Genomic DNA, 25,538 nt, shown 5'->3' with positions numbered 1-25,538 from the left:
GGAGAGCCCTTCAACCCTCTATTAGAGCAATCTAATCTGCATAAAAAAGCCCAAATGAGTATATAGAAAATCACTTTAGAACCATTAGAGCAACCCGGTTACATATGCAAAAAAGGTTGTGAAAAGTTCTAGTTGGCGCAAACAAATGATTTAATGAAAAGGGAAGCTTTTCAAGGGGGCTTAGATGCGAAGGTTTTTATATGCTATTGTGATAATTGTAGCCATACTAATGTTCAGTTGTGATACTTCAACAGCACCTTTCGACGATACACTTCCAGACGAATTTACTTTAACCACAACTGCGTCACCTGAAAATGGGGGTACTGTTCAACCTGCAAACGGTGAGTTTGTGGATGGTGCCAGAATTGAACTTCAAGCTATTGAAAATGAAGGCTACCTGTTCGATGAGTGGCAAGGCGATCTGACCGGCTCCAATAATCCCACAGTGCTATTTATTCGTCGGGATCTGAATATTACAGCACTCTTTTCTGAAATTCAGTTTCAACTGAATACGAATGTAATAGGTGAAGGTACCATTACTCAGGAGATAATTGGCGAAGAAACTATCAAAGAAGCTGAACAACAGCAGTCCCCAGATGCTTCAGTTGAAAGTGAGAGGGAGATCGATACCGACAGAGACGATACCAAACTTCGAGAGAGTCTTTCCGGCGCTCTTAAGAGACAACAATCGGATGATGAACAGATATCTCAGGACCGGAACTCGTCACAATTAGAAAGCCTGGAGAGAATACAGCTGAACTCTCAGCTTTCAGCTAGTCAGGTTATAGCCAATTACAGGCTTACAGCAGTCCCGGAAGACGGATGGGTATTTGATCGATGGGAGGGAGATCTGACAGGTAATGAAAATCCGGTCGATATTGTAGTGGATGAAGACAAAGAGGTTACGGCAGTTTTTGTTCAGGATGATTTTGAGGGGTTTACTCTGCAGTTAGATATTTTAGGTAATGGTACTGTCGATATTGATCCGGAGAAGGAGTCGTACGAGGAGAATGAAGAGGTAACCCTTACTGCCACACCATCAGCCGGTTGGGAGTTTATACGCTGGGAAGGAGATTTGAGCGGGAACAATAATCCGGCCACTATTCTGATGGATGCTAATAAAGTCATCAGTTCAATTTTCGAAGAGGAAGGTTCACCTGAAATCGCTGTTCAAACCCAGCCGTCAGAGACAGTTGCAGGAAACCCAATCAACCCGGCTCCGTCTATAGAACTTTTAGATGGTAATGGTGAACCGTTATCAGGAGTGAATGTGTCGGTCAGCTTGAATAAGAGTTCGTTTGCAACGGGCAGCACAACTCAATCTTCAACTAACCAAAACGGTATAGCAGTTTTTGATGACCTTGTGATTCAAAATGCCGACTCCGGGTACCGGCTCACATTCAGTGCTGATATTGATGGTGTGTCTGACCTGCAGTCTTCTCTATTTGATATTATCGCAGCAGCCGGAGACCCCGGCAATACAAGTGCAACAGTTCCCGATGGTGTTGCCGGTGAACTTACCGTGATAGAAATTACGATCCGGGATGCATTCGGAAATAGTGTTGAGGGTGCTACTTCTGAACTATCCTTGGAAGTGATTTCCGGGGATAACACAGGAGCCTCATTTGAAACGATATCGGATGAAGGCAACGGAATTTATACCACAAGCTATACACCCACATCCAGTGGTTCTGATATCATTGAAATTCTGCTTGACGGCACCGAAATAGCAAAAAGTCCGTTTACAAGCAACGTGATCACCAGCTCTGTCAGCTCGGCCAATTCCTCAGCTTCAGTGGATCCCGAAGAGCTGCGGGCAGGTGAGACTTCGGTTTTGACCATAACATTGCGAGATAATCAGGATAATGAAGTTTCGGGAATTGAAGATGACATTCAGATTTCAGGATTAGGCAATGCAACTGCCGGACCCATCACGGAAGATGGAACCACGGGTATTTATTCAACGAGTATTAGCAGCACCACGGCCGAAACCATTACGCTGACCATAGTTGCGGATGCCGTGACGTTGTCAGAGAATCCGGAAATTACATTCCTGGCCGGTAATGCGGATGAGATTGCGATTCAGTCCGGCAACAACCAGACCGGAACCGTCACCCAGCCGCTGAATAACCCTTTTACGGTTCTTGTGACAGATGAATTTGGCAACCCTGTTGCAGGGCAAAATGTATCATTTGAAATAACAGATACGCCGCCGGCAGCGATTGGACAGAGCCTGAGTACAGAATCTGCTGTCACAAATAGTGATGGTCAGGCTTCATCCGTACTTACCCTTGGTTCAACACCCGGAACATATGAAGTAACTACCTCTGCCGGTACAGCGGGTGATGTGATTTTTAATGCCACAGCTGAATTAGGCCTTGTTTCAGCACTTTCCATACTGTTACAGCCCTCCGAAACCGAGGCCGGAACAGTAATCTCTCCTGCACTACAGGTAGAAGTAACCGATGAGGGAGGCAATCCAATTGAAGGCGTTGAAGTTACTGTTGCAGAACAGGGTGGCTATTCATTCGATTCAGGTACACTTACTAAGGTCAGTAACAGTAATGGTATTGCTGAATTTGATGATTTAGTGATTCAGACTAGCGGTAATTATACACTGGTATTCAGTACGGTTGAATCAGACGTGGATGATGTGTTATCTGATCCGTTTGATATTACGGCTGCTGCGGGAGACCCATTGAACACAGCTGTAAATGTTCCTGATGGAGCAGCGGGTGAACCAACCACAGTAACCATTAACGTTCAGGATAGTTTTGGTAATTCTGTGAGCGGTGCTGAAGCTGATCTGTCAGTTTTAGTGAACGGTGCCAATTCAGCGAATCCTGCCGTAACCGCCACCGGAACAACCGGTGAGTATACAGCTTCCTATACACCGGAGAATGCAGGTACGGATGAAATTTCAGTAGAATTACAGGGCACACCTGTTGCAGGCAGTCCGTTTGAAAGTGTGGTAACCGTAAGCGATATCAGTGCATCTGTATCAACTGTTTCGGTCAATCCGGATGAATTGGTTGTCGGTAATTCATCAGCGGTTACTGTAGAACTCCGCGATGGCAGTAATAATGCTATTAGCGGACTGGGTGATTCTGATTTCGATATCAGTGTGTCGGGAAGTGCATCAGCGGGCACCGTCAGTGAGACAACATCGGGAACCTACCTATTTAATGTGAGCAATACGACAGCCCAGCAGGTTACGGTTACGGTATCGGCTCAGGGTGTAACACTTGATGATACTCCTGCAATCGCATTTCTTACAGGAACACCGGATCAGATTACCATTACCTCGCAACCGGATCAGACCGTAGCCGGTGAACCTGTGGCGGGATCTCCGTCCATATTGCTGAGAGATTCATTTGATAATCCCGTGCCCGGAATAGAGGTTACCATCACCGAACAGGGAGGACAGGATTTTACAGGTGGTGATTTAACGGTGACAACCGATCAATCCGGTATCGCCGCGTTTGATAATGCGGTTATTTCGGAAGCCGGCAGATATAATCTTGTATTCACAGCAGAAGAAGGCCTTGTTATAACATCCAATGCGTTTGATGTAGTCCCGGCTGCGGCCGATCCGTCGTCCACAACGGCCTCGGTTCCCAACGGTGCCGCCGGTGATGTTACAAATATTACCATTACCGTTAGCGATGAATTCGGCAACCGCGTAAACAGCGAATCAGATAATCTGACTGTGTCTGTGAGTGGTGACAATGCAGGTGCAGCTGTAAATGCGATAACCGATGAAGGAAATGGTGAATACACCACCGGGTATACTCCTGAGAGTAATGGTACGGATCAAATCAACATTGAACTGAGTGGTACTGCTATCAGTGGCAGTCCATATACAAGTAATGTAATTACCAGTGATGCGGACAATGTTGCAGTGACGGCGCAGCCACAGCAAACAGTTGCCGGCCAGGTTATCGGCGGGCAACCGTCTGTATTGGTTGAGGATAATCTTGGGAACCCTGTTGATGATGTTGAAGTGGTTGTGACTCTTCAGGACGGAACTTTTGCGTCCGGGACCACCTCTGTATCTACAGATGCATCCGGAACAGCAGAGTTTAACGATCTGACGGTTAATGAATCCGGAAACTACACTCTTGAATTTAATGCCATCGGGGTTACTGAAAATGCCGTTTCTGACCCGTTTGATGTGGTGCCTGCGGCTGCATCATCCATAACTACTGTTTCAGGAAACAGCCAGTCTGACGTAGTTACCGAAACTCTCGGTGAACCGTTTGTCATTAGAGTGACAGACACTTTTGGAAATCCTGTACAGGGCGAAACCATAGAATTTGATATAACGAATACCCCTGCAGGATCAACAGGAGAAACCCTGAGCCAGACAACGGTTCAAACGGATGCATCGGGAGAAGCTACTTCTGTGTTAACACTGGGAACTATTGCCGGAACGTACTCCGTATCGGCTGCTCTGAGTGGAGTTGGTTCCGTTTCGTTTACAGCCGGTGCTGAAGCCGGGCCGGCAGACAGCTTTGAGTTTAATACCATCACCAGCCCGCAAACGGCGGGTCAGGCGTTCAGCATAACGATTACGGCGTTGGATGAATTTGACAACCGGGCAGAAAGTTACTCAGGCACGGCCACACTCAGTACCACGGCGGGCTCGGTAAATCCGGCTTCGGCCAGCTTTACCGATGGACAGGCAACCCTGGATGTCTCGGTCAGTGAGGCGGGACCCGGTCAGACCATCACGGCAGCGGACGGTGCGGTTACGGGAACCTCCAACACGTTTGATGTGCAGAGCGGCGGAGTGGATCCGGATAACTCGGCGGTTAGCGCAGACCCAACAAATTTACAGGCTGGAAATCCCTCAACCGTAACCATTGACCTCCGCGACGGCAGTAACAACCCCGTGAGCGGGCTGGCCGATACCGATTTTACCATCGGCCTGACGGGATCAGCAACAGCCGGAACTGTTACAGAAGGCACGGCAGGCTCTTATAATGTAGACATAGGTAATGAAACGGCAGAAACCATATCGGTGACGGTTACAGCAAATGGTGTAACGCTGACGGACAGTCCGTCTATCACCTATACGGCTGCGGACGCCGCTGACCTGGCTATCGTGTCAGGGAATAACCAAACCGGAACGGTAAGTGAAGCTCTTGCAGATCCGTTTGTGGTAGTGATTACCGATCAATTCGGCAATCCGGTGGAAGGGGAAACTGTGGACTTTGTTATTGATCAAACTCCGTCGGGAGCTTCAGGCCAGTCATTATCAACCACAAGTGCAACGACAGATGCCTCAGGCGAAGCTTCTTCAACACTTACACTCGGAGATACTCCGGGAACCTACACCACAAATGTAAGCTCGGGCAGCCTGACGCCGGTGAGCTTTACAGCGGAAGCCCAGATCGGGGATGCCTCACAAATGGCCGTAACCACCCAGCCGTCAGAAACCACGGCGGGTGAAGTAATCAGTCCGGCGCCTTCCGTTGAAGTAACAGATGACATTGGCAACCCGGTAGCAGGAGTTAATGTAACAGTCAGTGAACAGGGAGGATACACATTTGATGAAGGGACCACAACGGTTTCAACAAACAGTTCAGGAATTGCTTCCTTTGATGATCTTGTGATCCGGACAGCAGGAAGCTATACGCTAAACTTTAGTTCTGATGCTTCCGGGGTTGATGATGTTATTTCAGATCCATTTAATGTAACCGCTGCTGCTGCAAATCTTGCAAATACCGTTGCTGTTGTACCCGATGGCGTTGCCGGGAACTCCACGGAGATAACCATTACTCTTGAAGATGAATTTAACAATCCAGTAAGCGGAGCGGCAAGTCAGCTGACTGTAAATGTTAGCGGTGCCAACACTGCTTCTCCATCCGTAAGTGAAACGGGAACAACGGGTGAATATACTTCAAGTTATACCCCTACCAATACCGGAGCCGATGATATTGCGATTACCCTGAACGGATCTACAATTCCGGGAAGTCCGTTTACCAGCAACGTTACAACAAGTGATATCAGCGCATCCGTTTCAACCGTTACTGCAAGTCCGTCCGCACTGCAGGTTGGCAGTAATTCAACAGTTACAATTGAGCTTCGTGATGGCAGCAATAATCCGATCGGTGGCTTGACCAATTCAGACTTTACGATTAGTGAAAGCGGAGATGCTGTTTCGGGCGAAGTGAGTGAAATTAGTACGGGTACCTATCAGTTTACGGTACAAAATGAAACGGCAGAAACTGTAGCGGTAACCGTTGCGGCCGGTGGTGTTACACTTGATGATACCCCTGAAATCGTATTTGAAGCCGGCGATGTTGATATTGTGGCCATTCAAACCCAACCCGGAGAAACTGTTGCAGGTGAGCCGATTACAGGACCGCCGCTGGTACGTTTACTGGATGAATTTAATAACCGTGTTCCGGGTGTGGAAATAACCGTTTCAGAACAGAGCGGTCAATCATTCGCAAGCGGCACCCTTACTATAACTTCAAACTCTACTGGTCAGGCTGCGTTTAGTGACCTGGTAATTAATGAAGCCGGAAATTATGATCTTGTATTTACAGCATCCGGACAGGTTGGTTCTACCGTTGCTTTTGATGTTATACCCGCAGCACCTTTAGCCAGTGAAACCACGGCAAATGTGCCGAATGGAGCAGCCGGTGATCGTACTGCAATTACAATTACGGTGGAGGATGAATTTGGCAACCGCGTAGGCGGAGTGGCCGGCGACCTGGCGGTGAGCGTAAGCGGTGCTAATGATGGGGCTACCGTAGATCCAATCAGCGATGACGGCAACGGCATTTACACCACCGGCTATACGCCAACGTCCACCGGAACCGATGAGATTGCCATTACGCTGGACGGTACGGCTATTGCCGGAAGCCCGTATACAAGTGAAGTTGTAACCAGTGATGCAGAAAGTGTTGCCGTAGATACTCAGCCACAGCAGACCGTTGCCGGACAGTCGATAGCCGGTCCTCCGGCCGCATTGGTAACCGATAACCTTGCCAATCCGGTCTCAGGTGTTGAAGTAATTGCAGGGCTGCAGAGTGGAAACTTCGATAGCGGAACCACTTCTGTGGATTCCGACGGCAGCGGCGTTGCCACCTTCAGCGACCTGGTGGTCAACACGGCCGGTACCTACATCATGGAATTTAATGCCGTAGGCGTGACTGAAGATGCTGTTACACAGGAATTTGACGTGATTCCGGCAGCCGCTTCACAAACAGTTTCTGTTTCCGGAGATAATCAAACCGGTACGGTTGCCGCCGAATTGGCTGAACCATTTGTGGTCCGGGTTGAAGACACCTTCGGTAATCCGGTGAGCGGCCATACGGTAGATTTTTCAATTGATCAGGTTCCCACCGGGGCTACAGGCCAGTCATTATCTGCTGCAAGTGTAACCACTGACGCATTGGGTGAAGCCTCATCACTGCTTACACTGGGTACAATTTTGGGCGACTATACTGTAAATGCCGATGCAGGATCTGCCGGGCTGATTGTGTTTACAGCCAATGCTGAAGCCGGTCCGGCAGACAGCTTTGAGTTTAATACCATCACCAGCCCGCAAACGGCGGGTCAGGCGTTCAGCATAACGATTACGGCGCTGGATGAATTTGACAACCGGGCAGAGAGTTACTCAGGCACGGCCGCACTCAGTACCACGGCGGGCTCGATAAATCCGGCTTCGGCCAGCTTTACCGATGGACAGGCAACCCTGGATGTCTCGGTCAGTGAGGTGGGATCCGGTCAGACCATCACCGCAACAGACGGTGCGCTTACGGGAACCTCCAACACGTTTGATGTGCAGAGCGGCGGAGTGGATCCGGATAACTCGGCGGTTAGCGCAGACCCAACAAATTTACAGGCTGGAAATCCCTCAACAGTAACCATTGATCTCCGCGACGGCAGTAACAACCCCGTGAGCGGGCTGACCGATACCGATTTTACCATCGGCCTGACGGGATCAGCAACAGCCGGAACTGTTACAGAAGGCACGGCAGGCTCTTATAATGTGGACATAGGTAATGAAACGGCAGAAACCATATCGGTGACGGTTACAGCAAATGGTGTAACGCTGACGGACAGTCCGTCTATCACCTATACGGCTGCGGACGCCGCTGACCTGGTCATCTTAACCGGAAATAACCAAACCGGAACGGTGAGTGAAGCCCTTGCCAATCCATTTGTAGTGCAGATAACCGATCAATTCGGCAATCCGGTGGAAGGGGAAACTGTGGACTTTGCAATTGATCAAACTCCGTCGGGAGCTTCAGGCCAGTCATTATCAACCACAAGTGCAACGACAGATGCCTCAGGCGAAGCTTCTTCTACCCTTACACTTGGAGACACTCCGGGAACCTACACCACAAATGTAAGCTCGGGCAGCCTGACGGCGGTGAGCTTTACAGCGGAAGCCCAGATCGGGGATGCCTCACAAATGGCCGTAACCACCCAGCCGTCAGAAACCACGGCGGGTGAAGTAATCAGTCCGGCGCCTTCCGTTGAAGTTACGGATGATGTGGGCAACGGAGTCCAGGGAATCAGTGTATCGGTTTCTGAACAATCAGGAGAAGGTTTTGATTCAGGCACTCTCACACAGCAAACAGATGCTTCCGGTGTTGCTTCATTCCCTGACCTGATATTTAATACAGCTCAAAATTACACCTTAATATTTAATGCATCTGCAACCGGGGTTTCCAATGTAAGCTCAAATCCGTTTGATGTTATTTCGGCAACCGGTGATCCTCTCAGCACAACTGCTGACGTTCCAAACGGCGCGGCAGGTGAAGCTACTGACATCACAATAAGTGTACAGGATGAATTTAACAACGGGGTAACAGGTGCTGCAAGCGATTTATCAGTCAGCGTGACCAACGGGCCCAATAGCGGCGCTGCATTTGCTTCAATTACGGACAATGCGGACGGGACCTATTCAACATCTTACACACCTGAAACGATAGGAACGGACGAGATTAGTATCACACTGGGTACTGTCGATATATCCGGTAGTCCTTATTCAAGTAATGTGACAACGAGCGATGTGAGTGCATCCAATTCAACAGTGAATGCTGTTCCGGAAACACTTCAGGCAGGAACCAATTCTGAAGTGACTGTTGAGTTAAGAGATGGCAGCAACAATCCGATTTCCGGATTAAGCAGTAGTGACTTCAATATCAGCGTGAGCGGAAATGGTACTTCAAATGGGTTTACAGAAACTTCAACGAACGGCACCTATAGCTTCAATGTGACAAATACGACAGCGGAAGACGTTACGGTGACGGTTACAGCAACGGGAACCACATTAAATCAAGCACCACAAATTACATTTACAGCTGCCGACCCTGACCTGATGGTGATTACTACAGAACCGGGACAATCTGTTGCAGGACAGCCAATCGAAGGGCCTCCTGCTGTTCGTATCACAGATGAGTATAATAATCCTGTACCCGCATTTAATGTTGACGTGACGGAGCAGGGAGGAGCAACATTTACAGGGGGCAGTACAACAAGCGTAAACACAAATGATAGCGGATTGGCCATCTTTGATAATGTAGCCATTGAAACAGCAGGCCAGTACAACCTGGTATTTGCAGCAACAGGTGTAACGAACAGAACCAGTAACGCATTTGATGTAACAGCTGCTGCCGGTGATCCGTCCTCAACGACAGCCACGGTTCCCGATGGGACGGCCGGTCAGGAGACAATAATAACGATTGATGTGACCGATGAGTTTGGCAATGAGGTCAGCGGTGCGGCCACGGACCTGTCGGTATCAGTAAGCGGTGCAAACACGGCAACACCGGTGGTAAGTGAAACAGGCCCCCCGGGTGAATACACGGCCAGCTACACGCCGGTTATTACGGGCACCGATATCGTGGCGATTACGTTGGGCGGAGCTGACATCTCGGGCGGCCCCTACAGCAGTGATGTAAGTGCGGGAGCGGCGACCAGCTACAGTTTTGATACGATTACCACCCCGCAAACGGCCGGTGCACCTTTCGAAATCACGATCACGGCCTTGGACGGCAGTTCGAACACAGCGACAGGCTATAACGGAACCGCTAATCTGACCACCACGGCCGGGACCATTACACCGGGCACGGCTGAGTTCACCAACGGCGTAGCCACACTGAATGTGGAGGTAACCGATGCAGGTACCGGCCAGACGATCACGGCCGATGACGGAACGATCAGTGCCACCTCGAACACTTTTGATGTAGATCCGGGCCCAGTGAGCTCGACGGTATCCTCAGCGGGAGCAACGAGCCCGCATACAGCGGATGGAAGCGATTTCTCAACGGTAACCGTAACCCTGGCGGATGCCAGTGGCAATGGAATCAGCGGGTTGGGTGATGCAGACTTTGCCGTGAATGTGGGCTCTAACGCGGCGGCCGGAACGGTGAGTGAGACGACTACTGATGGCACTTATGAGTTTACGGTAACCAACAACACCGTCGAGACAGTGACGGTAGTGATCACCGCTGATGGAGTCACCCTGGATGATCAGCCTGAGATTCAATTTCAATGAGAATAAGCCATTGACAATTTTTTGAATTTTCTAGCGCGTTGTGGTTAACTAACCCAATCAGGAATACTATTGAAGCGCAAATTCATATTCTTGATTAAAAACCAATAGCCGCAATAAAGAAATTGAAATTTTAAGCAGAAAATATTTTTTAGAATTAAGATCTTTCATATATTTAGAGTCTTGATTCATTTAGATAACTGCTTTACAGTACCCCGAAGTATTACAAACGGGACGGTCATAAATCCGAATCAGTTTTATTGAAATTTTGGGCAATTAGCTCAGTTGGTTTAGAGCACCTCGTTTACACCGAGGGGGTCGGGGGTTCGAATCCCTCATTGCCCACATTTAAAAGCCTTGCAATGAAAATTGTAAGGCTTTTTCTATTTTTAGGATATGAGTTACTACGTTTACATACTCTACAGCGTAAGTGTAAACAGATATTATGTTGGTCAAATGTCCAATCTTGAAGACCGGCTAAAGCGTCACAATCAGGGACGTAGTAAATACACTAAACCCTGTATTCCTTGGACGTTAAAGTATAAAGAGAGATTTGAGTCGCGGTCAGAGGTAATGAAAATAGAGGAGAGGATTAAATCGTTGAAGAGTCGGAAGGAGCTTCATGGGTATATTGATTTGGAAGTCAATGAATTGAACACCCGGTAATATCCAGGCCGAACTTTGTCATTTCAACTAACTTACAATAAACTGCTTAGCACAGTTTAGAAGTTAATAAAATAAAAAAAAGCTTTGATGTTGCCATCAAAGCCTTTTTTTGAATTGATTATTAAATAAGGTGTTAATCCTCTAGGCTGCCATACACTACCGAGTGTGCGGCAATATAAATGTCACCGGTAATATCCACTTCATGAACCACTTCAGTAGGCGTTACAGAAGTGGCATTGCTATCATTGTACGGGTAATTGCCATATCCTGTGTTACTACCCGTAGGCATTTTATTGGATCCAATATAAAGATGTGTTTCTTTGAATGAAGATCCCGGTGCAGCGATATATTTGACAGTAACTTTACCATCTTGGTAGTCAATTTCTAAGTCACCGGCATACTGGCCACTGCTGAGAATACATCTTCCCGCACCTGCATAAATCGGGAAGGTATAACTGTTTCCTTCGGAAAGTTTACCGTTTGACCATCCCCATTGGTTTTCAGAAATTTCACCATCTAATGGGAAGCAGTGCGCATAGCCATCTATTGAGTTGTTATTTTGATCAACCTGCCCCGCTTGTTCTGTGCTGTTTGGACCTAACTCGCCACCGTAAGCAAAAGCAGTCTCATCGCACTCTGTTATTAAAGTCTGTGTATTTTCATCAGTTCCAATGACGCACGTGGGTTTGTCATCATCATGTCCACTATTCATTAAACCGGAAAATTCTTCAGTTTTTGCAGTGCTTCTATTTTGAACAGCATCCAGAATAAACTGAACTTTGTCTTTATCAAAGTTAACTTCTCCATTCGAACGAACCCGGGAAGGTAACTCATCAACCGGCATGTTCATGTCAAATTCCTGAAATGGAACTAAACTCCAGACTGCAACCTGAATTTCTCGCCAAGTAATTTCCGGATCTGCTTTTTGAAGAGCATTTTTCATGGTAAATAAACGGTTTACATCTGCAAACTGTTTGTCGCCGGCTGTCGAATAAACGCCTATGCCGTCATAGATTGAGTTGTCACTCGAAATAGGATCTTTCCATGCAATACAGTAGGCTTCACGTTCACCGTTCGAGATCAATGTATTCCACTCCACATTATCGATATCAATCGAAAAGAAGCTGTTTGAACCTTTGTTTACAGTAATAGAAGCGTTTTCAGCTCCCTTAATAGCAGTAACATTTGGTACTTTGTCAAGTGACTCATCAAGTCCCTTCTCAGAAATGACGTCACATGCTGAAAACGTCATAACTGTTGCAAAAATTAAAAATAGAGATGCGATTATACCCCTGGTTATCATAGATTTTCTCCCGTTTAAGATATCTTTTATTGATTGTTTTAACCTAAAGCAAACTTACTGTTCGCTTAGAACATAATTATAACTCAATGTTTGGCGATCAAAAAGTTAAATGTCTCTAATGAGATACCCTTAATATTTTAGGGTTTGTAAATAGTTTTGCAAAAGAAGTGGTTCAATTACCGGGTAAGCGTAAACATTTTACAGGAATAAGGGCAATCAAAAGGTCTGTTTTTGGCAAAAATACCCCTTTGATTTGGAATCAAAGGGGCATGGGTAGAATTTACTGCTGGATTATTTTTCAACAACGGTGATTACCGTTTGAACATCAACTGGAGTTTCTGCGATTACTGCAAATCTGGAATTATCTTCGTAGTTAAAATCTCGATAGTTGTCTTCTATCTTTTGCAGAGTTGCTGAGACAACTTCTTGGTTAAAGAGAATCTCCTCATTGGTATACATTCTGCTTGGCAGATCTGAAAGTTGTACTTGATTTAGATCAAACTCCGGATTACCGCGCAAAGACCAAATAACAAGCTGGATCTCAATATTGGTTAACCCCGGTATTTCATCTCTTAAATAATCTAAGTTATTGAAGAGGTAATTAATCGATTTCCAGCTCTCAACATTGTAAGTAGAATAGAGTTGGATGTCTTCATAAGTACCCCCGGATGAATCAATGGGTTTTTGCCAATCAATACACCATCCCTCTTTTTCCCCATTGGTAATAATGTCATTAGTATTGATACCGGAGAAATCTAATCTGAAAAAACTTTCATTACTTTTGTTAACTGTAATTATGGTATTTGAGGTTCCGGATATGACTGTGACTTCTTCAACTGTCTCAAGTGAATCATCAAGGTCGGACTGAGTCGAAACATCCTTACATGAAGTGAACAGGATAATGAATAAGGAAATAGATAGTAGATAATATAATTTTTTGCTTTCCATGATCTTTAATTTGCTTAGTGATTAAGCTCTCAATTGAGCTTTGTCTTTTATTTAAGATTAAAGACAATTGGATTAAGTTGTAGTTATGAATATCTAATCTATAGTCGGTGATAAACAACGGATATTTAGGTGGCGATAAGCTGAAAAAAGATGAGCAGATAATGAAGTTCGTAATTGTTCTACTTGTACATGATTTCAGTATTTATGAGTCTCATAAAAGTAGGGGGGGTATTCTGTATTAAGTGACTAAATTTCGATTAATGAGCAATAAGCACTGTTTATAGTATTTTTGTATTGATGAGAAGAATTAAAATCAGTTATTTTTAAAATGCCTAGTTAGTAAAAAAACGTATGTAAAAACAGGTTGAATAGTTCTGTATAAAAGAAAAATAATACTATTAATAAGCTTAGGTATTCTTCATTAAGAATTGCTAATTCTGTTTATATCTCTGTTATTTTTCGGCGCAATCGGGTATAATTGATTTCGCAGTACAGTAATAATGAATTGCCACGGAAATGAAGGTAATTCAGTTTGTTTCAAAAGATATTGAAGAGGTAACACGGTATGTCCGATATAATACGGAGCGATAGAGAAGGGAGGGGTCCAAATAATGGAAGTAAATTTGAGTTTGTACCGACCACTCCAATGTCAAATCAGGCTCAGGAAAACAGTTTAAACCCTAAATATTTAGTTTCGCTAATTTTAAAATATAAGTGGCTGATTCTGCTATTTGTAATTCTGGGTGGTACGGGTGCATGGTTTTATGCCGATACAGTAACGCCAACCTATGAAAGTACTGGAACAATACTTATTAACGCCGGGACATCCGGTGATGATGAACTTTCTAAAATCATTTCTCAAACGACCGGTGTGGGAACAAGCTCTACATTGGCAAATGAGGTTCAAGTGTTGCGTTCCAGGGATTTTGCCCGACAAATTGCCAGGTCATTGATAGAAGAGGAGCCCGGTGATTATCGTGACTTTCCTGTGCTTTGGAATGAAGATGAAAATGGGAATATAAGCAGAGCTTCAGAAGAGGCAGTTACCGGACGAATTAGAAGGAATTTGTCGATTGTCAGGCCTGAAAGGGATTCGGAATTACTAGAGGTTAGTTTTGAGAGTCCTTCACCCATCGAAACATCTCATATTTCGAATAAAGCGATGGAAATATATGTTGAAAGCTCAACACAGGAAAATCGAAGAGCGGCTGAATTGACGGCTGAATTTTTGGAAAGAGAGAAAAGAGATATAGAGCAGAAACTTCAAGAGTCTGAGCGTAGGTTACAAGAGTTTATGGACAATACCGGAATTGTCCAGATGGATGAACAGGCGTCTGGAATTGTGACCCGACAAACATCAATTGAGATGGAGCTTCAGCAGGTGAATCTGGAGCTAGAGTCTGTAAATCAGGCGATCCAAAATCATGAACAGAGAATGGAAAGTTTGAAGCCGGGATTATCGGAGCAGTTTTCTGAAGCAGTTGGCCCTCGAATTCGGAATTCACAGGAGCAGTTGGCAAGGTATGAAAGTGAACGAACACTCATATTGACCAAAAATCCGAATGTAAGAGAACGGGAAACGACCCCGCCGAGATTAAAATACCTGGATGAGGAAATTGAAAGAGTTAAAAATGAGATAAGAGAACTATCGGCTCAGCTTTTTACCGAAGATGAAGAGTATACGGGAATGGACAGCGAAGAGAGAGCCCAGATGATTGCGACCATTCAAACTCGGTTAACGGAACTTCGCATACAGCAAAATCAACTTCAGTCAAGAAGTCAAGCTTTGGCACAAAGTAAAGAGGAGATCGATCAGGATTTGAACTCTCTCCCGGAAGGAATGATGCAGTTGGCTCGCCTTCAAAGGGATGTAGCGTTAAATGAAGAGCTTTTTGTGAATGTTTCGGAGAACTACGCGGAAATGTCTGTACTCAAACAGTCACAATTTGGTTTTGGACGCATTGTTGACTCAGCTTTAACACCAACAATCCCGGTAAGCCCGAACAAAAAAATTCTTTTAATAATAGGTATAATGCTTGGGGGCATCGTTTCTGGCGGGTTTATTTTCATACGTGAGTTTATGGACAACAGTGTGAATAATTTAGAGATGCTGAAAACATCATATCTGCCTTTACTCGCTGCAGTTCCTGTACTCGACAAGGTTTCCAAAAAAAGTAAAAAATCCTTTAAGAACGGTAGCGGAAAAATCCCGGATGAATTGGTGCTACTCAGGGATCGCTCCAATCTTGCTTCAGAAGCAATAAGAAGACTTAAAAATAATTTGATCTATCAGAATGGTGATTATCCGCCTAAAACCATTGCGATTACGAGTGCAGAGAAAGGGGACGGAAAATCTACGGTCGTATCTAACTTGGCCGTCTCGTTTGCAGAAGATGGCTATAAAACACTATTAATTGATACAGATTTCAGACGTCCTAAACTGCATTCTTACTTTGGCCATGACAATGAAAGCGGTTTAACGGATTACTTATCGGGACGTATCAAGCTTGTGAAGTTGATGAAGGATACGGATATCAATATGCTCAAATTGATTACATCCGGTGGCAGACACGAAGCTCCGGATACCGTTGTGAATAGTAAGAAATTCAATGATTTCCTGAATCAGATGGAAGAAGTATTTGATATCATTATTTTGGATACACCTCCATTTGGCATTGTAAGTGATTCTACAGCGCTGCTTAAGAGAGCTAAATCTACAGTATTGGTTACAAAATACAGAAAGACCAATCGAGGAGTGTTTCAAAAAACGGTGGAAGATCTAGAACGGATTAATGCAAACATAAGTGGAATCGTGGTGAATGGATTTGACCATAAAAAAGAGACTTCAGGATACTATGGATCGGGCTATTATAAATCCATGTATGAAAGTTACGAGTCATATGTATAAAAGTAAGTCGCCTAGTGATCTTCGTAGAAATTCTATTTTAAAAATAATTTATATGCAAAACCTCATATCATACGCTGCTTTAGTAGTTGTATTATTTATAGCAATTCCGGCTCAAGCTCAATTACCCGAAACGTTAAGTGATCGTTACATTCGTGTGGCAGAAATGGGAGAGCTGGTTGATTCAGTAAACGTATGGGGCGATGTGAATAGTTCGGGGCGCTATTTGGTTCCGGAAGGAACAAATCTACCGGACTTAATTTCGTTCAGCTTTGGCTATGGGCAGGTAAGAGGCGGAGGTGGGCAAAGTAATGTTGATTGGACAAAAACTCAGGTTGAAATCAAGGTGTCTAGGTTTAATGAAAATCGGAGAGTGGTGGAAGTGGCCTACTTCAGGTATTTATACCACGATCCTGAACCGGTGGAAATGTGGGAATTTGATCTTCAGAACAACGATATCGTGACCGTAAGGGTACGGAATAAACCTTCTTTGACTGATTACGTGGGGGTGCTGGCTCCGGTTTTGAGTGTAATTACAACTACGTTGATTTTATGGGATCGATTTAGGGAGTAGATCTCTAAGAAGACATAGTCAATAGTTCCAATATTAGTTTTCAGGCTATCTTTGCAAGAAATTTAGAAATGAATATAGATACAAGAATATATATTGCGGGTCATAACGGGATGGTTGGTTCAGCGATCAAAAGAAAGCTTGAATCAGAGGGATATACCCGGCTCATTACAAGTTCCAGTCAAGACCTCGACCTCAGAAATCAGCAGGACGTCCGTAATTTTTTTGATGAAACCAAACCTGAAATAGTCATTGATGCGGCTGCCCGGGTTGGCGGCATATTAGCCAATCGGGATTATCCGTGGCAGTTTCTATATGAGAATTTAGAGATTCAGAATAACCTGATCTCTGCAGCTCACGAAAATGATATTCAGAAACTGATTTTTCTGGGTAGCTCCTGTATCTATCCAAAATTTGCGGATCAGCCACTGAAAGAGTACAGTCTTTTGACCGGCTCTTTAGAACCGACAAACGAGTGGTACGCGATTGCAAAAATTGCCGGAGTAAAAATGGTTGAGGCCTTGCGAAAGCAGTACGACAGAGATTACGTATCACTGATGCCAACGAATCTTTACGGACCAAATGATAATTTTGATTTAGAAACTTCTCATGTACTGCCGGCGATGATCCGAAAATTTCACGATGCGAAAGAAGCCGGGCACATACCTGTGGGACTTTGGGGGACAGGTTCGCCCAAACGAGAATTTCTGCATGTAGACGATGTTGCAGCTGCAGTACTTTTTTCACTTACTCACGATATGCAATATGATCTCTATAATGTGGGTACAGGAAAGGATATTACCATTAAAGAGCTGGCCTTAACCGTACAAAGTATTGTTGGACACAACGGAGAGATCGAGTGGGACACTTCCAAGCCGGACGGTACTCCCCGTAAACTAATGGACGTGTCACGATTGAAAGATGCCGGGTGGACTTATTCAATTGACCTGGAAGACGGAGTTCGATCAACATATGAGTGGTTCCTGGATAATATTGAGGATATAAAAGAAGTCAAGTTGTAGAACTGTGGAATTGTCGAATTGTTAGACTGTCGAAAAGAGATGATTTATCGAATAATTTAAAGGTTAAATGAAAAAGGGGAGGCGGTTATGGATGATAGATTTTATACTTACAGTTTTGAAAAATTAGAGGTGTGGCAAGCGGCACGAAATTTTAAGAAGACGATTTATCAGATAACCAGAAGTTTCCCAAAAGAGGAAATATTTGGATTAACATCTCAGATAAGAAGATCCGTAGGAAGCATAACCTCGAATCTGGCTGAAGGTTCAGGCAGAGCAAGTGATAAAGAGAGGGCACACTTCACGAATATTGCCTATTCCAGCGGTTTAGAAACAATCGATCACCTGATTACCGCATTTGATTTGAAATATGTATCTGATGAGATGTACGTTGAACTACGGATAAAGCTAGACGAAATTTTAAATAAGTTAAATTCTCTCTATAAGTATCAAATAGGAAGGGATGAGAATTTGAAAAATCTCGATAAATAACTTGAGAGCTTTTACGATTCGTCGATTCAACAGTTCAACAGATCGACAATCCGAACTCACAATTTTAAACGTATTTTATAACTCATGACCAACCAAAAAAACAAAACAGCACTTATTACCGGAATCACCGGACAAGACGGATCCTATCTCGCCGAGTTTCTTTTGGATAAAGGGTACACCGTTCACGGCATTAAACGTAGATCAAGCTCATTTAATACGGGACGTGTGGATCATCTCTATACCGACCCGCATTTTAACGGGCTGCCGTTTTACATGCACTATGGCGACATGACAGATGCCACCAACCTGATTCGGCTCATACAGGAGACCCAGCCGGATGAGATCTACAACCTGGCGGCTCAAAGTCACGTTCAGGTCTCGTTTGACTCACCGGAATACACAGCTGATGTAGACGGTTTGGGTACGATGCGAATGCTCGAGGCCATCCGGTTGCTCGGGATGGAGAAGAAAACAAAATTTTATCAGGCATCGACTTCTGAACTTTTCGGTAAAGTTCAGGAAGTGCCACAGTCTGAAACCACTCCATTTTACCCAAGATCACCATATGCGGTTGCTAAAATATATGCCTATTGGATCGTAGTGAACTACCGTGAGGCCTATAATATTTATGCCGTAAATGGTATTCTGTTTAACCACGAGTCGCCTCGCAGGGGGGAAACATTTGTGACCCGGAAAATTACCCGAGCGGCAGCACGAATTGCAGAGGGGATGCAGAAAAAGTTATTTCTTGGCAATATGGACGCCCAAAGAGACTGGGGACACGCCAAGGATTATGTGAAGGGAATGTGGCTGATGATGCAGCAGGATAAGCCGGACGATTTTGTATTGGCCACCGGGCAAACTCATACCGTTCGCAAAATGTGTGATCTTGCTTTTAAACATGCCGGCATTGAGCTGGCTTGGGAAGGCGAAGGTTTGAATGAAAAAGGGATCAACAAAACTAACGGTGATGTACTGGTCGAAGTTGATCCGCAGTACTTTCGCCCGACCGAAGTGGAGCTGCTGATCGGAGACCCAACCAAGGCAAGAGAAGAGCTGGGATGGGGGCACGAATATGATTTTGAAGCATTAGTGAAGGAGATGGTTGAGTCAGATCTGGCGGAAGTGCAGAGGGGTAGAACCGTAGAACCGTAGAACTGTTGAACTATTGAACTGAACCTGACAGCGTACGAAGCAGAGCGAAGTTCCTGTCAGCGTTGAGCATTTTACTCTGGAAAATTGTGTAACTGTTGAACCGGTGAAACCTGTAAGCGTCTCCGGGGAAAGGCGGGTCCTGTCAGCGTTGAGTCGTTTTGCTATGTTGTATCATTGTAGAACTGTAGAACTGTAGAACTGTAGAACTGTAGAACTGTTGAATTGTCGAACTGTCGAATTGAAATTATTAATTGACACATAAGGTAAAATCAATCACCTTCGATTCCACGATTCCACGATTCCACGATTCCACGATTCCACGATTCCACGATTCCACGATTCCACGATTCCACGATTCCACGATTCCACGGTCTACGGTTCCACAATTAAATCCAACTACATGAAAAAAACTTTCCTAACCATCATTCTGGGTATTGTCCTCAGCTCAGCCGCCAATGCACAGCTAAAAGAGGCGGCACAGCTGGCCACACTATCACCTACTATTCTTGTGATTCAAAGTGATATGGAGAACTATAAAAAGAGCCATTACATGCTGAGTACTATAACTTATATGGGGAGTTACATGATTTTGGACTCGAAGTGGAAGGCGGCGCTGCTTACAATACTGGTGGGAGCCACTAAGGAGCTGGTTTATGATTCTATGTTGGGTAAGGGAGAGCCTCTGTGGGTCGATATGAAGTGGAATACATTGGGTACAGCGCAGGGATTAACTTTTACATTTTCACTTTCTTTTTGATTAAATAGGCTGAAATTTTACTGTTGGGTATAATTGTATGGGCAGCAGAACCGAATACCCGAAAAAGAGAATGTCATGTTTATCTTCAGGAACAAAGAGACGACATGTTCAACAAGTTGAAAATTGTTTTTTTCATTGGTTTAATGGCACTCATTTTTATAGTGGGAATGGGGGTAGCACACTTTCAACTATTTCCCTATCAATACCTTTTGGGTTTGAGAACATCTCCAGTACTGGAACCGCTTAAAAATTTGGTTCGGTACACGGCCGGTTCACCGGATGCCATACCGGCTTATATTAAGAATACAGCGCTTCAGCGGCTTCTGATCAAAGAAGTACCATTGGAGAAATACCCGGTCTCGTCCTCTACGTACATCGTAGAAGCGGCCGGTATACTGCACGTTGTATCAACTCACGGTAAATTTATTTCGTTTGATTTGAACAGCTATGAAAGAGTGGAATCGGAACTGCCGCCCGTGCCGATGAACCTGGATAAACTGATTGATTCCCCGCTAGTTGGGGGCATTTCATTTGCTGAAAATCACTTCCGGGTGCTGGGAGTTTACACAGAAACAGACAATAAGGGGAAAGATCAACTCTATGTAACCCATCATCAGTATGACGATAAAGGTGACTGTGTGTCGCTTGCTGTAAGCCGGTTGGAGTTAAACGGCGAACCGGAAACCGGAGATTGGGAGACATTGTTCACGCCTGAACCCTGTATGCGTACAAGGGTAGGACAGGATGGTGAGACTCAGCGGTTTCACATTAGGCAGACAACCGGTGGGGCTATGACCTCATATGGAGAAGATAATATCCTTTTTTCAGTCGGTGACTACGGTTTTGACGGTATGATCCACGAATCATTGAGTAATCTGCCGGAAAGTATGTTTGGAAAAATTTACCGGCTAAATAAAAGAACCGGTGAAGCAACCGTATTTGCTGAGGGGTTCCGTAACCCGCAAGGATTATATACCGACAAAGAAGGTACTGTCTGGGCTACGGATCACGGACCGTATGGAGGGGATGAACTGAACATAATACGTGAGGAAGATAATTACGGTTGGCCTGAAGTGACCTATGGAATTGAATACGGAAATAAGGCCTGGCCACACAATCCTGAACAGGGGAAGCATGAAGGATTTCAGAAACCGGAGTTTGTATGGATGAATGCAATTGCACCCACGGATATCCTTCGATTGGAGTCGACTGATTCATTTAAAGAGTGGCTAGGCGATCTGTTGATAGTGTCCCTGCTGAACCGTAGCCTCCACAGGGTTCGCATCGGTGAAGATAATAGGGCAATTTACAGTGAGAGCATTGAAATCGGGCACCGCATTCGCAATATGCAGTTGCTTTCGAACGGGGCCGTAGCTTTGATGACCGATGGTAAAGTGCTTATTATTATACAAGATGGAGGAGCTGTTTATGAACCGGAAAGCGTACAAGTAAAAGATAGACTTGAAGATTTAAACAGGTATGACAGTTTTATGGAATAAGTAGACTTGAAATTAGTTTCAGTGTTAAAACGGTGCTGTAGTTGCAATTTGAGAATAAGCAGATGGTACGTCTTATTATGTGACTACCTTTAAAAATAAAAAAATAATATGATGGTAATAAGTGAAAAGATCTCTTTAATAATACCAATCTATAATGTGGAAAAGTATCTGGAAAAATGCCTTCTATCGGTAGCGAACCAGGAATATGAAAACCTTGAGGTCATTTTAGTAAATGACGGGTCAACGGATAGTAGTAGAGAAATTGCAAAAAAATTTACGGATGCGAATGACCATTTTAAATTGATAAATCAGAAAAATCGCGGCAGGTCCGGAGCGAGAAACCGCGGGCTGAAAGAAGCTTCGGGCAAATATGTGATTTTTTTAGATAGTGATGATTTCATTGACAGGCAGATGATCTCAAAGCTTTATCAACAAATAACAAAGCATAATGCAGATATCGCAAAGTGTGGTTATTTAATGTTTGAAAATCAAACCAAAAAAATTAAGAAATTTAGAATCGACATGCCTAAAGTTACCGTAATAGAAACCGGAAAAGACATGATGATGACCTATCTGAATGGTAAGATAGATATGGTTGTTTGGAACGCGATTTACAGACGTGGCCTATTTGATAAAATCAGGTTTCCCGAAGGCCTGGAGTATGAAGATCACTACATAACCCCCGAAATTCTTTCAAAGGCTCAAAAATTTGTTTACACACCGGAGATCTATTGTTACTACAGAAAAAGGAGGGGGGCAATTACGCTCGAATCTAAACCGAAAGATTTACATGATAAAGTAAGATCATTAAACAGAATTTATGAAGTTCTAGTAAAAATGGATCTGCTTGAACAAGCTTCTGGACTCTATTCTATATATTTTTATAAGTTGCTGAAAAATTATCACAATGCATTGGTGTATATTGCTCCTGGGAAGCTGAAGAAGGGTAAACTTGCAGTTAAAAGTTCAATATATGATGAAGCGTTTGATTTTGCAGTGGAAAGTGAACGTTTAACGGAGAAAGAAATAAGAATGATTCGACTGATGAAGAAATCTCACTATCTGTACTTTATTGTACAGAAATGGGATATATTGAAATCTGTTTTCAAAGAAAGTTGCAGTAGAAACAGCACTAATAGATATCCGGCGCCTAATGAAATACCGGAAAAACATATAAATAATTTATCAATGTATGCCTGATTAAATTAGATAAACATTGTGGAGCATCATTTCAGGTATGAGTATGAACATTGCATTGATCTTAATAGTATACTTTTTAGTCTGCTGCTCTAAAAATATTTTTTAGGTTTCTAGTGCGCTCTTTTATTTATCAAGATTTAATTTTTCTCCCAGAATATGATCCCATCGTTCTTCACTGAAGCGCTCCAATCCATTCCCCGGGTAGCAGGTTAATTCGCCTATATAAATTTTCCCATTTACGTTATACATATCCACTCGCAGAAAAGGTAATTCTTCAGATAAAACTGCGGCTATTTCAAACATTTTTTCTAAATTTCTCGGTTTTTCAGCCACCGTTTCTTCTAAAGGATATCCAATTGAAAAAGGCATTTTGTTCCATTCGGCATCATAAAAAGATCGGGTATGTTTTTCGAATCGCCCGTGATCTACCTGAACGTAAGTGGGTGTGCCGTTAAAACAAAAGAATTTATAATCTTCGGGCAGGGTTCCGTCTGCATTAAAAATCAACTCCTCACAGACAACCCGTGGCTGAATATGCTTGTAGGCCCACTCTTTTGACCCAATATAGTAGCTCTTTTTTAGCCAGTATCTGAAATAGTCCCGAATTTCCTTCTCTGAAATACTCTCTTTGCTGGTTTCAATAATATTCCATCCGGAACCATGTGTAGCTTTCAGCGCAAACTGTTCCGGAAGTTCACTATGGTTTATATCATCGGCACGATTGTAAACTTTAAAGGATGGGATTACATATTCAGGCCCCACCCTCTCTTTAACGATTTTTTTTGACTCTGCTTTATCCGCCATCCGAGTTAGCAGGGGATTTTTATAATATAATTTGAGCCACTGTATTTTTTCGCTGAACGTTTTAGGAGATGAAAGATTGAGCTTCTTACCCGTTCTCTTCCGATAGATACTTCTTATAAATAGACGGGGAGGCAACACCCTGCACTTCAGAGCCTCTGTTATTCTTTTGATATACTGTTTCATGAGTATTCTAATTAATACTATTTGGTGTACATGCAGTTTTCATTATTACAAAATCTGTTTTAAGCAGCCAAGATTTGCAGTTGCGAGTCCGATATACCTGTCCCAATTTGGTGGCTCTGCGTATGAATTAAAAGGTTTAAAAAAAAATTCATTTATTCTTTAATCTATTAACAAACACTTCCAAACCAGGCACACGATCTTCATTGGTTGGCCCTATAAGATTATACAATCCTGTTTTATATCTCTCAGAGTGATAAAATTCAATTATTTTGGACATTTCAAAGTGTTCCGGCTTTTTGATGCCGGGAACGATATCCCGCTGAATATACCCGTGAAAGTCAAAGTAGAGCTGGTCTAATCCTTTTAACTGAACAACCGGAACACCCATCATAATTAATTTTGCCTGGGCCTGTGTATTTCCGCAAACCGCTAATGAAATTCTTTCGGCGAACGACTCCAAGGGTTCACTTTTATCAGATATGCTAATTCCTTCCGGTAGTTCGGGTATAACCAATCTGGAATTTGGGTGAAACCGAACTTCACATGGAAGGCCGATTTCCTTTTGAATATTAATAATCGTATTCCAGGCTCCTTCATGGGCGTGTACGTTTAGGAGGATACCGGCCGGGCCACGGTGAATATTTTCTGTATCAACCGATTTAACCTCACCGATATCTCTCCAATAATATCGTTTATCCTTGTGTATTTTTGACAATCGTATACCGGCACTGTTCAGAATGACGGCAACATCTGCCTCAACCGGTAGATGCTTAAAATCTAACATAGAATACTGCCAATATACGACAGTATGTCCCGAATGCTTGCAGGCTGCGGATAGGCATATTAAATCTGGCGATAAATCTCCGATGATTATCCATGCAGACGACTGTTGCTTGGTTTGCAGCCACTTACATAAAGCGGTGTAAACAAACAATATTTCAAAATATTTCAAGGCATGCTCACCATTAAAATAGGCATTACCGGAAATGAAGCTTCTGAAAACAGTAATAAAGGCTACTATCCGCGCTCCGAATGTTGGAGAGTGGTCACTGGTCTTAGATATTTGATCTGAGTTAAGTCCTGCTGCAGTAAGTTCGTTTTCTACTTCGTCATATTTATGACCTTTTCTCGGAAAAATGATCTGTTTTGCTTCTAATGAGTTGAAATATGAAATCAAATGAAAAGCATTTCTCATACCTCTTAAAACAACCCAAAACTTGCCAAAGCCGGTTTTCTCGTAAGGTGATTCCCGGCCTGTTTGTTTATTCATGGCCAATACTGCGGGTGCATTACGGCGTTCCCGTTCACTCTGTATGATTGATAATAATCGTGTATTCAATGGAACAGCAATTCTTTAATTATAAGTAGTTTAATTCCCCAACCATCTGGGGCGGATAAAAATAAAAGTCCCCCTTTGAAGGGGAAACGAACGGAGTGAGCCGGGGGATGACTTTCTAAGTTTAGAACTGTCAATTACTAGTTTCTGATCCAAAATGAATCAACCCCCTATTGCC

Annotated in this window: 14 protein-coding genes and 1 tRNA gene; 11 read left to right on the top strand and 4 right to left on the bottom strand. The window is 43.9% G+C overall.

What is annotated here, in order from left to right:
- The first annotated feature begins 184 nt into the window (after window positions 1-184).
- The 3 genes from CWD77_RS11785 to CWD77_RS15810 all read left to right on the top strand — a co-directional run bounded on the left by CWD77_RS11785 (window position 185) and on the right by CWD77_RS15810 (window position 11,188).
- A complete protein-coding gene (locus tag CWD77_RS11785; protein ID WP_101073765.1) occupies window positions 185-10,525 on the top strand; it encodes an invasin domain 3-containing protein in 10,341 nt (3,446 codons plus the stop codon).
- Between the two features lie 267 nt (window positions 10,526-10,792).
- Window positions 10,793-10,867 (top strand) — tRNA-Val (locus CWD77_RS11780).
- A gap of 51 nt (window positions 10,868-10,918) precedes the next feature.
- On the top strand, window positions 10,919-11,188 hold the full coding sequence (locus CWD77_RS15810) for a GIY-YIG nuclease family protein (RefSeq protein WP_101073764.1): 270 nt from the start codon (window positions 10,919-10,921) through the stop codon (window positions 11,186-11,188).
- Between the two features lie 133 nt (window positions 11,189-11,321).
- On the opposite strand, the gene CWD77_RS11770 is transcribed toward CWD77_RS15810, so the two are convergent.
- Both CWD77_RS11770 and CWD77_RS11765 read right to left on the bottom strand, forming a co-directional pair.
- A complete protein-coding gene (locus CWD77_RS11770) occupies window positions 11,322-12,440 on the bottom strand; it encodes a hypothetical protein (RefSeq protein ID WP_133120225.1) in 1,119 nt (372 codons plus the stop codon).
- 342 nt (window positions 12,441-12,782) lie between these two features.
- Window positions 12,783-13,439 (bottom strand): hypothetical protein, encoded by a 657-nt coding sequence (locus CWD77_RS11765; RefSeq protein WP_101073762.1) that lies wholly within the window; start codon window positions 13,437-13,439, stop codon window positions 12,783-12,785.
- A 565-nt stretch (window positions 13,440-14,004) separates the two neighbouring features.
- Between CWD77_RS11765 and CWD77_RS11760 the strand changes: the two genes are divergently transcribed.
- The 8 genes from CWD77_RS11760 (at window position 14,005) to CWD77_RS11725 (ending at window position 23,037) form a co-directional block, all read left to right on the top strand.
- Complete coding sequence (locus CWD77_RS11760) at window positions 14,005-16,347, top strand: GumC family protein (RefSeq protein WP_101073761.1); 2,343 nt, start codon at window positions 14,005-14,007, stop codon at window positions 16,345-16,347.
- A gap of 52 nt (window positions 16,348-16,399) precedes the next feature.
- A complete protein-coding gene (locus CWD77_RS11755) occupies window positions 16,400-16,918 on the top strand; it encodes a hypothetical protein (RefSeq protein ID WP_101073760.1) in 519 nt (172 codons plus the stop codon).
- A gap of 68 nt (window positions 16,919-16,986) precedes the next feature.
- A complete protein-coding gene (locus tag CWD77_RS11750) occupies window positions 16,987-17,937 on the top strand; it encodes a GDP-L-fucose synthase family protein (RefSeq protein ID WP_101073759.1) in 951 nt (316 codons plus the stop codon).
- Between the two features lie 87 nt (window positions 17,938-18,024).
- Window positions 18,025-18,426 (top strand): four helix bundle protein, encoded by a 402-nt coding sequence (locus CWD77_RS11745; RefSeq protein WP_101073758.1) that lies wholly within the window; start codon window positions 18,025-18,027, stop codon window positions 18,424-18,426.
- An 84-nt stretch (window positions 18,427-18,510) separates the two neighbouring features.
- Complete coding sequence (gene gmd, locus CWD77_RS11740; protein ID WP_101073757.1) at window positions 18,511-19,581, top strand: GDP-mannose 4,6-dehydratase; 1,071 nt, start codon at window positions 18,511-18,513, stop codon at window positions 19,579-19,581.
- Window positions 19,582-19,981: 400 nt separating this feature from the next.
- Window positions 19,982-20,338, top strand: coding sequence for a hypothetical protein (locus CWD77_RS11735; RefSeq protein WP_101073756.1), 357 nt, complete (start codon window positions 19,982-19,984; stop codon window positions 20,336-20,338).
- A gap of 23 nt (window positions 20,339-20,361) precedes the next feature.
- Window positions 20,362-21,837 (top strand): PQQ-dependent sugar dehydrogenase, encoded by a 1,476-nt coding sequence (locus tag CWD77_RS11730; RefSeq protein ID WP_101073755.1) that lies wholly within the window; start codon window positions 20,362-20,364, stop codon window positions 21,835-21,837.
- 108 nt (window positions 21,838-21,945) lie between these two features.
- A complete protein-coding gene (locus tag CWD77_RS11725; RefSeq protein ID WP_101073754.1) occupies window positions 21,946-23,037 on the top strand; it encodes a glycosyltransferase in 1,092 nt (363 codons plus the stop codon).
- A gap of 123 nt (window positions 23,038-23,160) precedes the next feature.
- Here CWD77_RS11725 and CWD77_RS11720 read toward each other — a convergent pair whose 3' ends face one another.
- Both CWD77_RS11720 and CWD77_RS11715 read right to left on the bottom strand, forming a co-directional pair.
- Window positions 23,161-24,024 carry an ATP-grasp fold amidoligase family protein gene (locus CWD77_RS11720; protein ID WP_101073753.1) on the bottom strand — a complete coding sequence of 288 codons (864 nt, stop codon included), beginning with the start codon at window positions 24,022-24,024 and terminating at the stop codon, window positions 23,161-23,163.
- 148 nt (window positions 24,025-24,172) lie between these two features.
- Window positions 24,173-25,363 (bottom strand): hypothetical protein, encoded by a 1,191-nt coding sequence (locus tag CWD77_RS11715; protein ID WP_101073752.1) that lies wholly within the window; start codon window positions 25,361-25,363, stop codon window positions 24,173-24,175.
- Between the last annotated feature and the right edge of the window lie 175 nt (window positions 25,364-25,538).

This window comes from Rhodohalobacter barkolensis (assembly GCF_002834295.1).
GTDB lineage: Bacteria > Bacteroidota > Rhodothermia > Balneolales > Balneolaceae > Rhodohalobacter > Rhodohalobacter barkolensis.
Note: the sequence above shows the minus strand (reverse complement) of the source record. Positions and strands in the feature narration are given on the sequence as shown.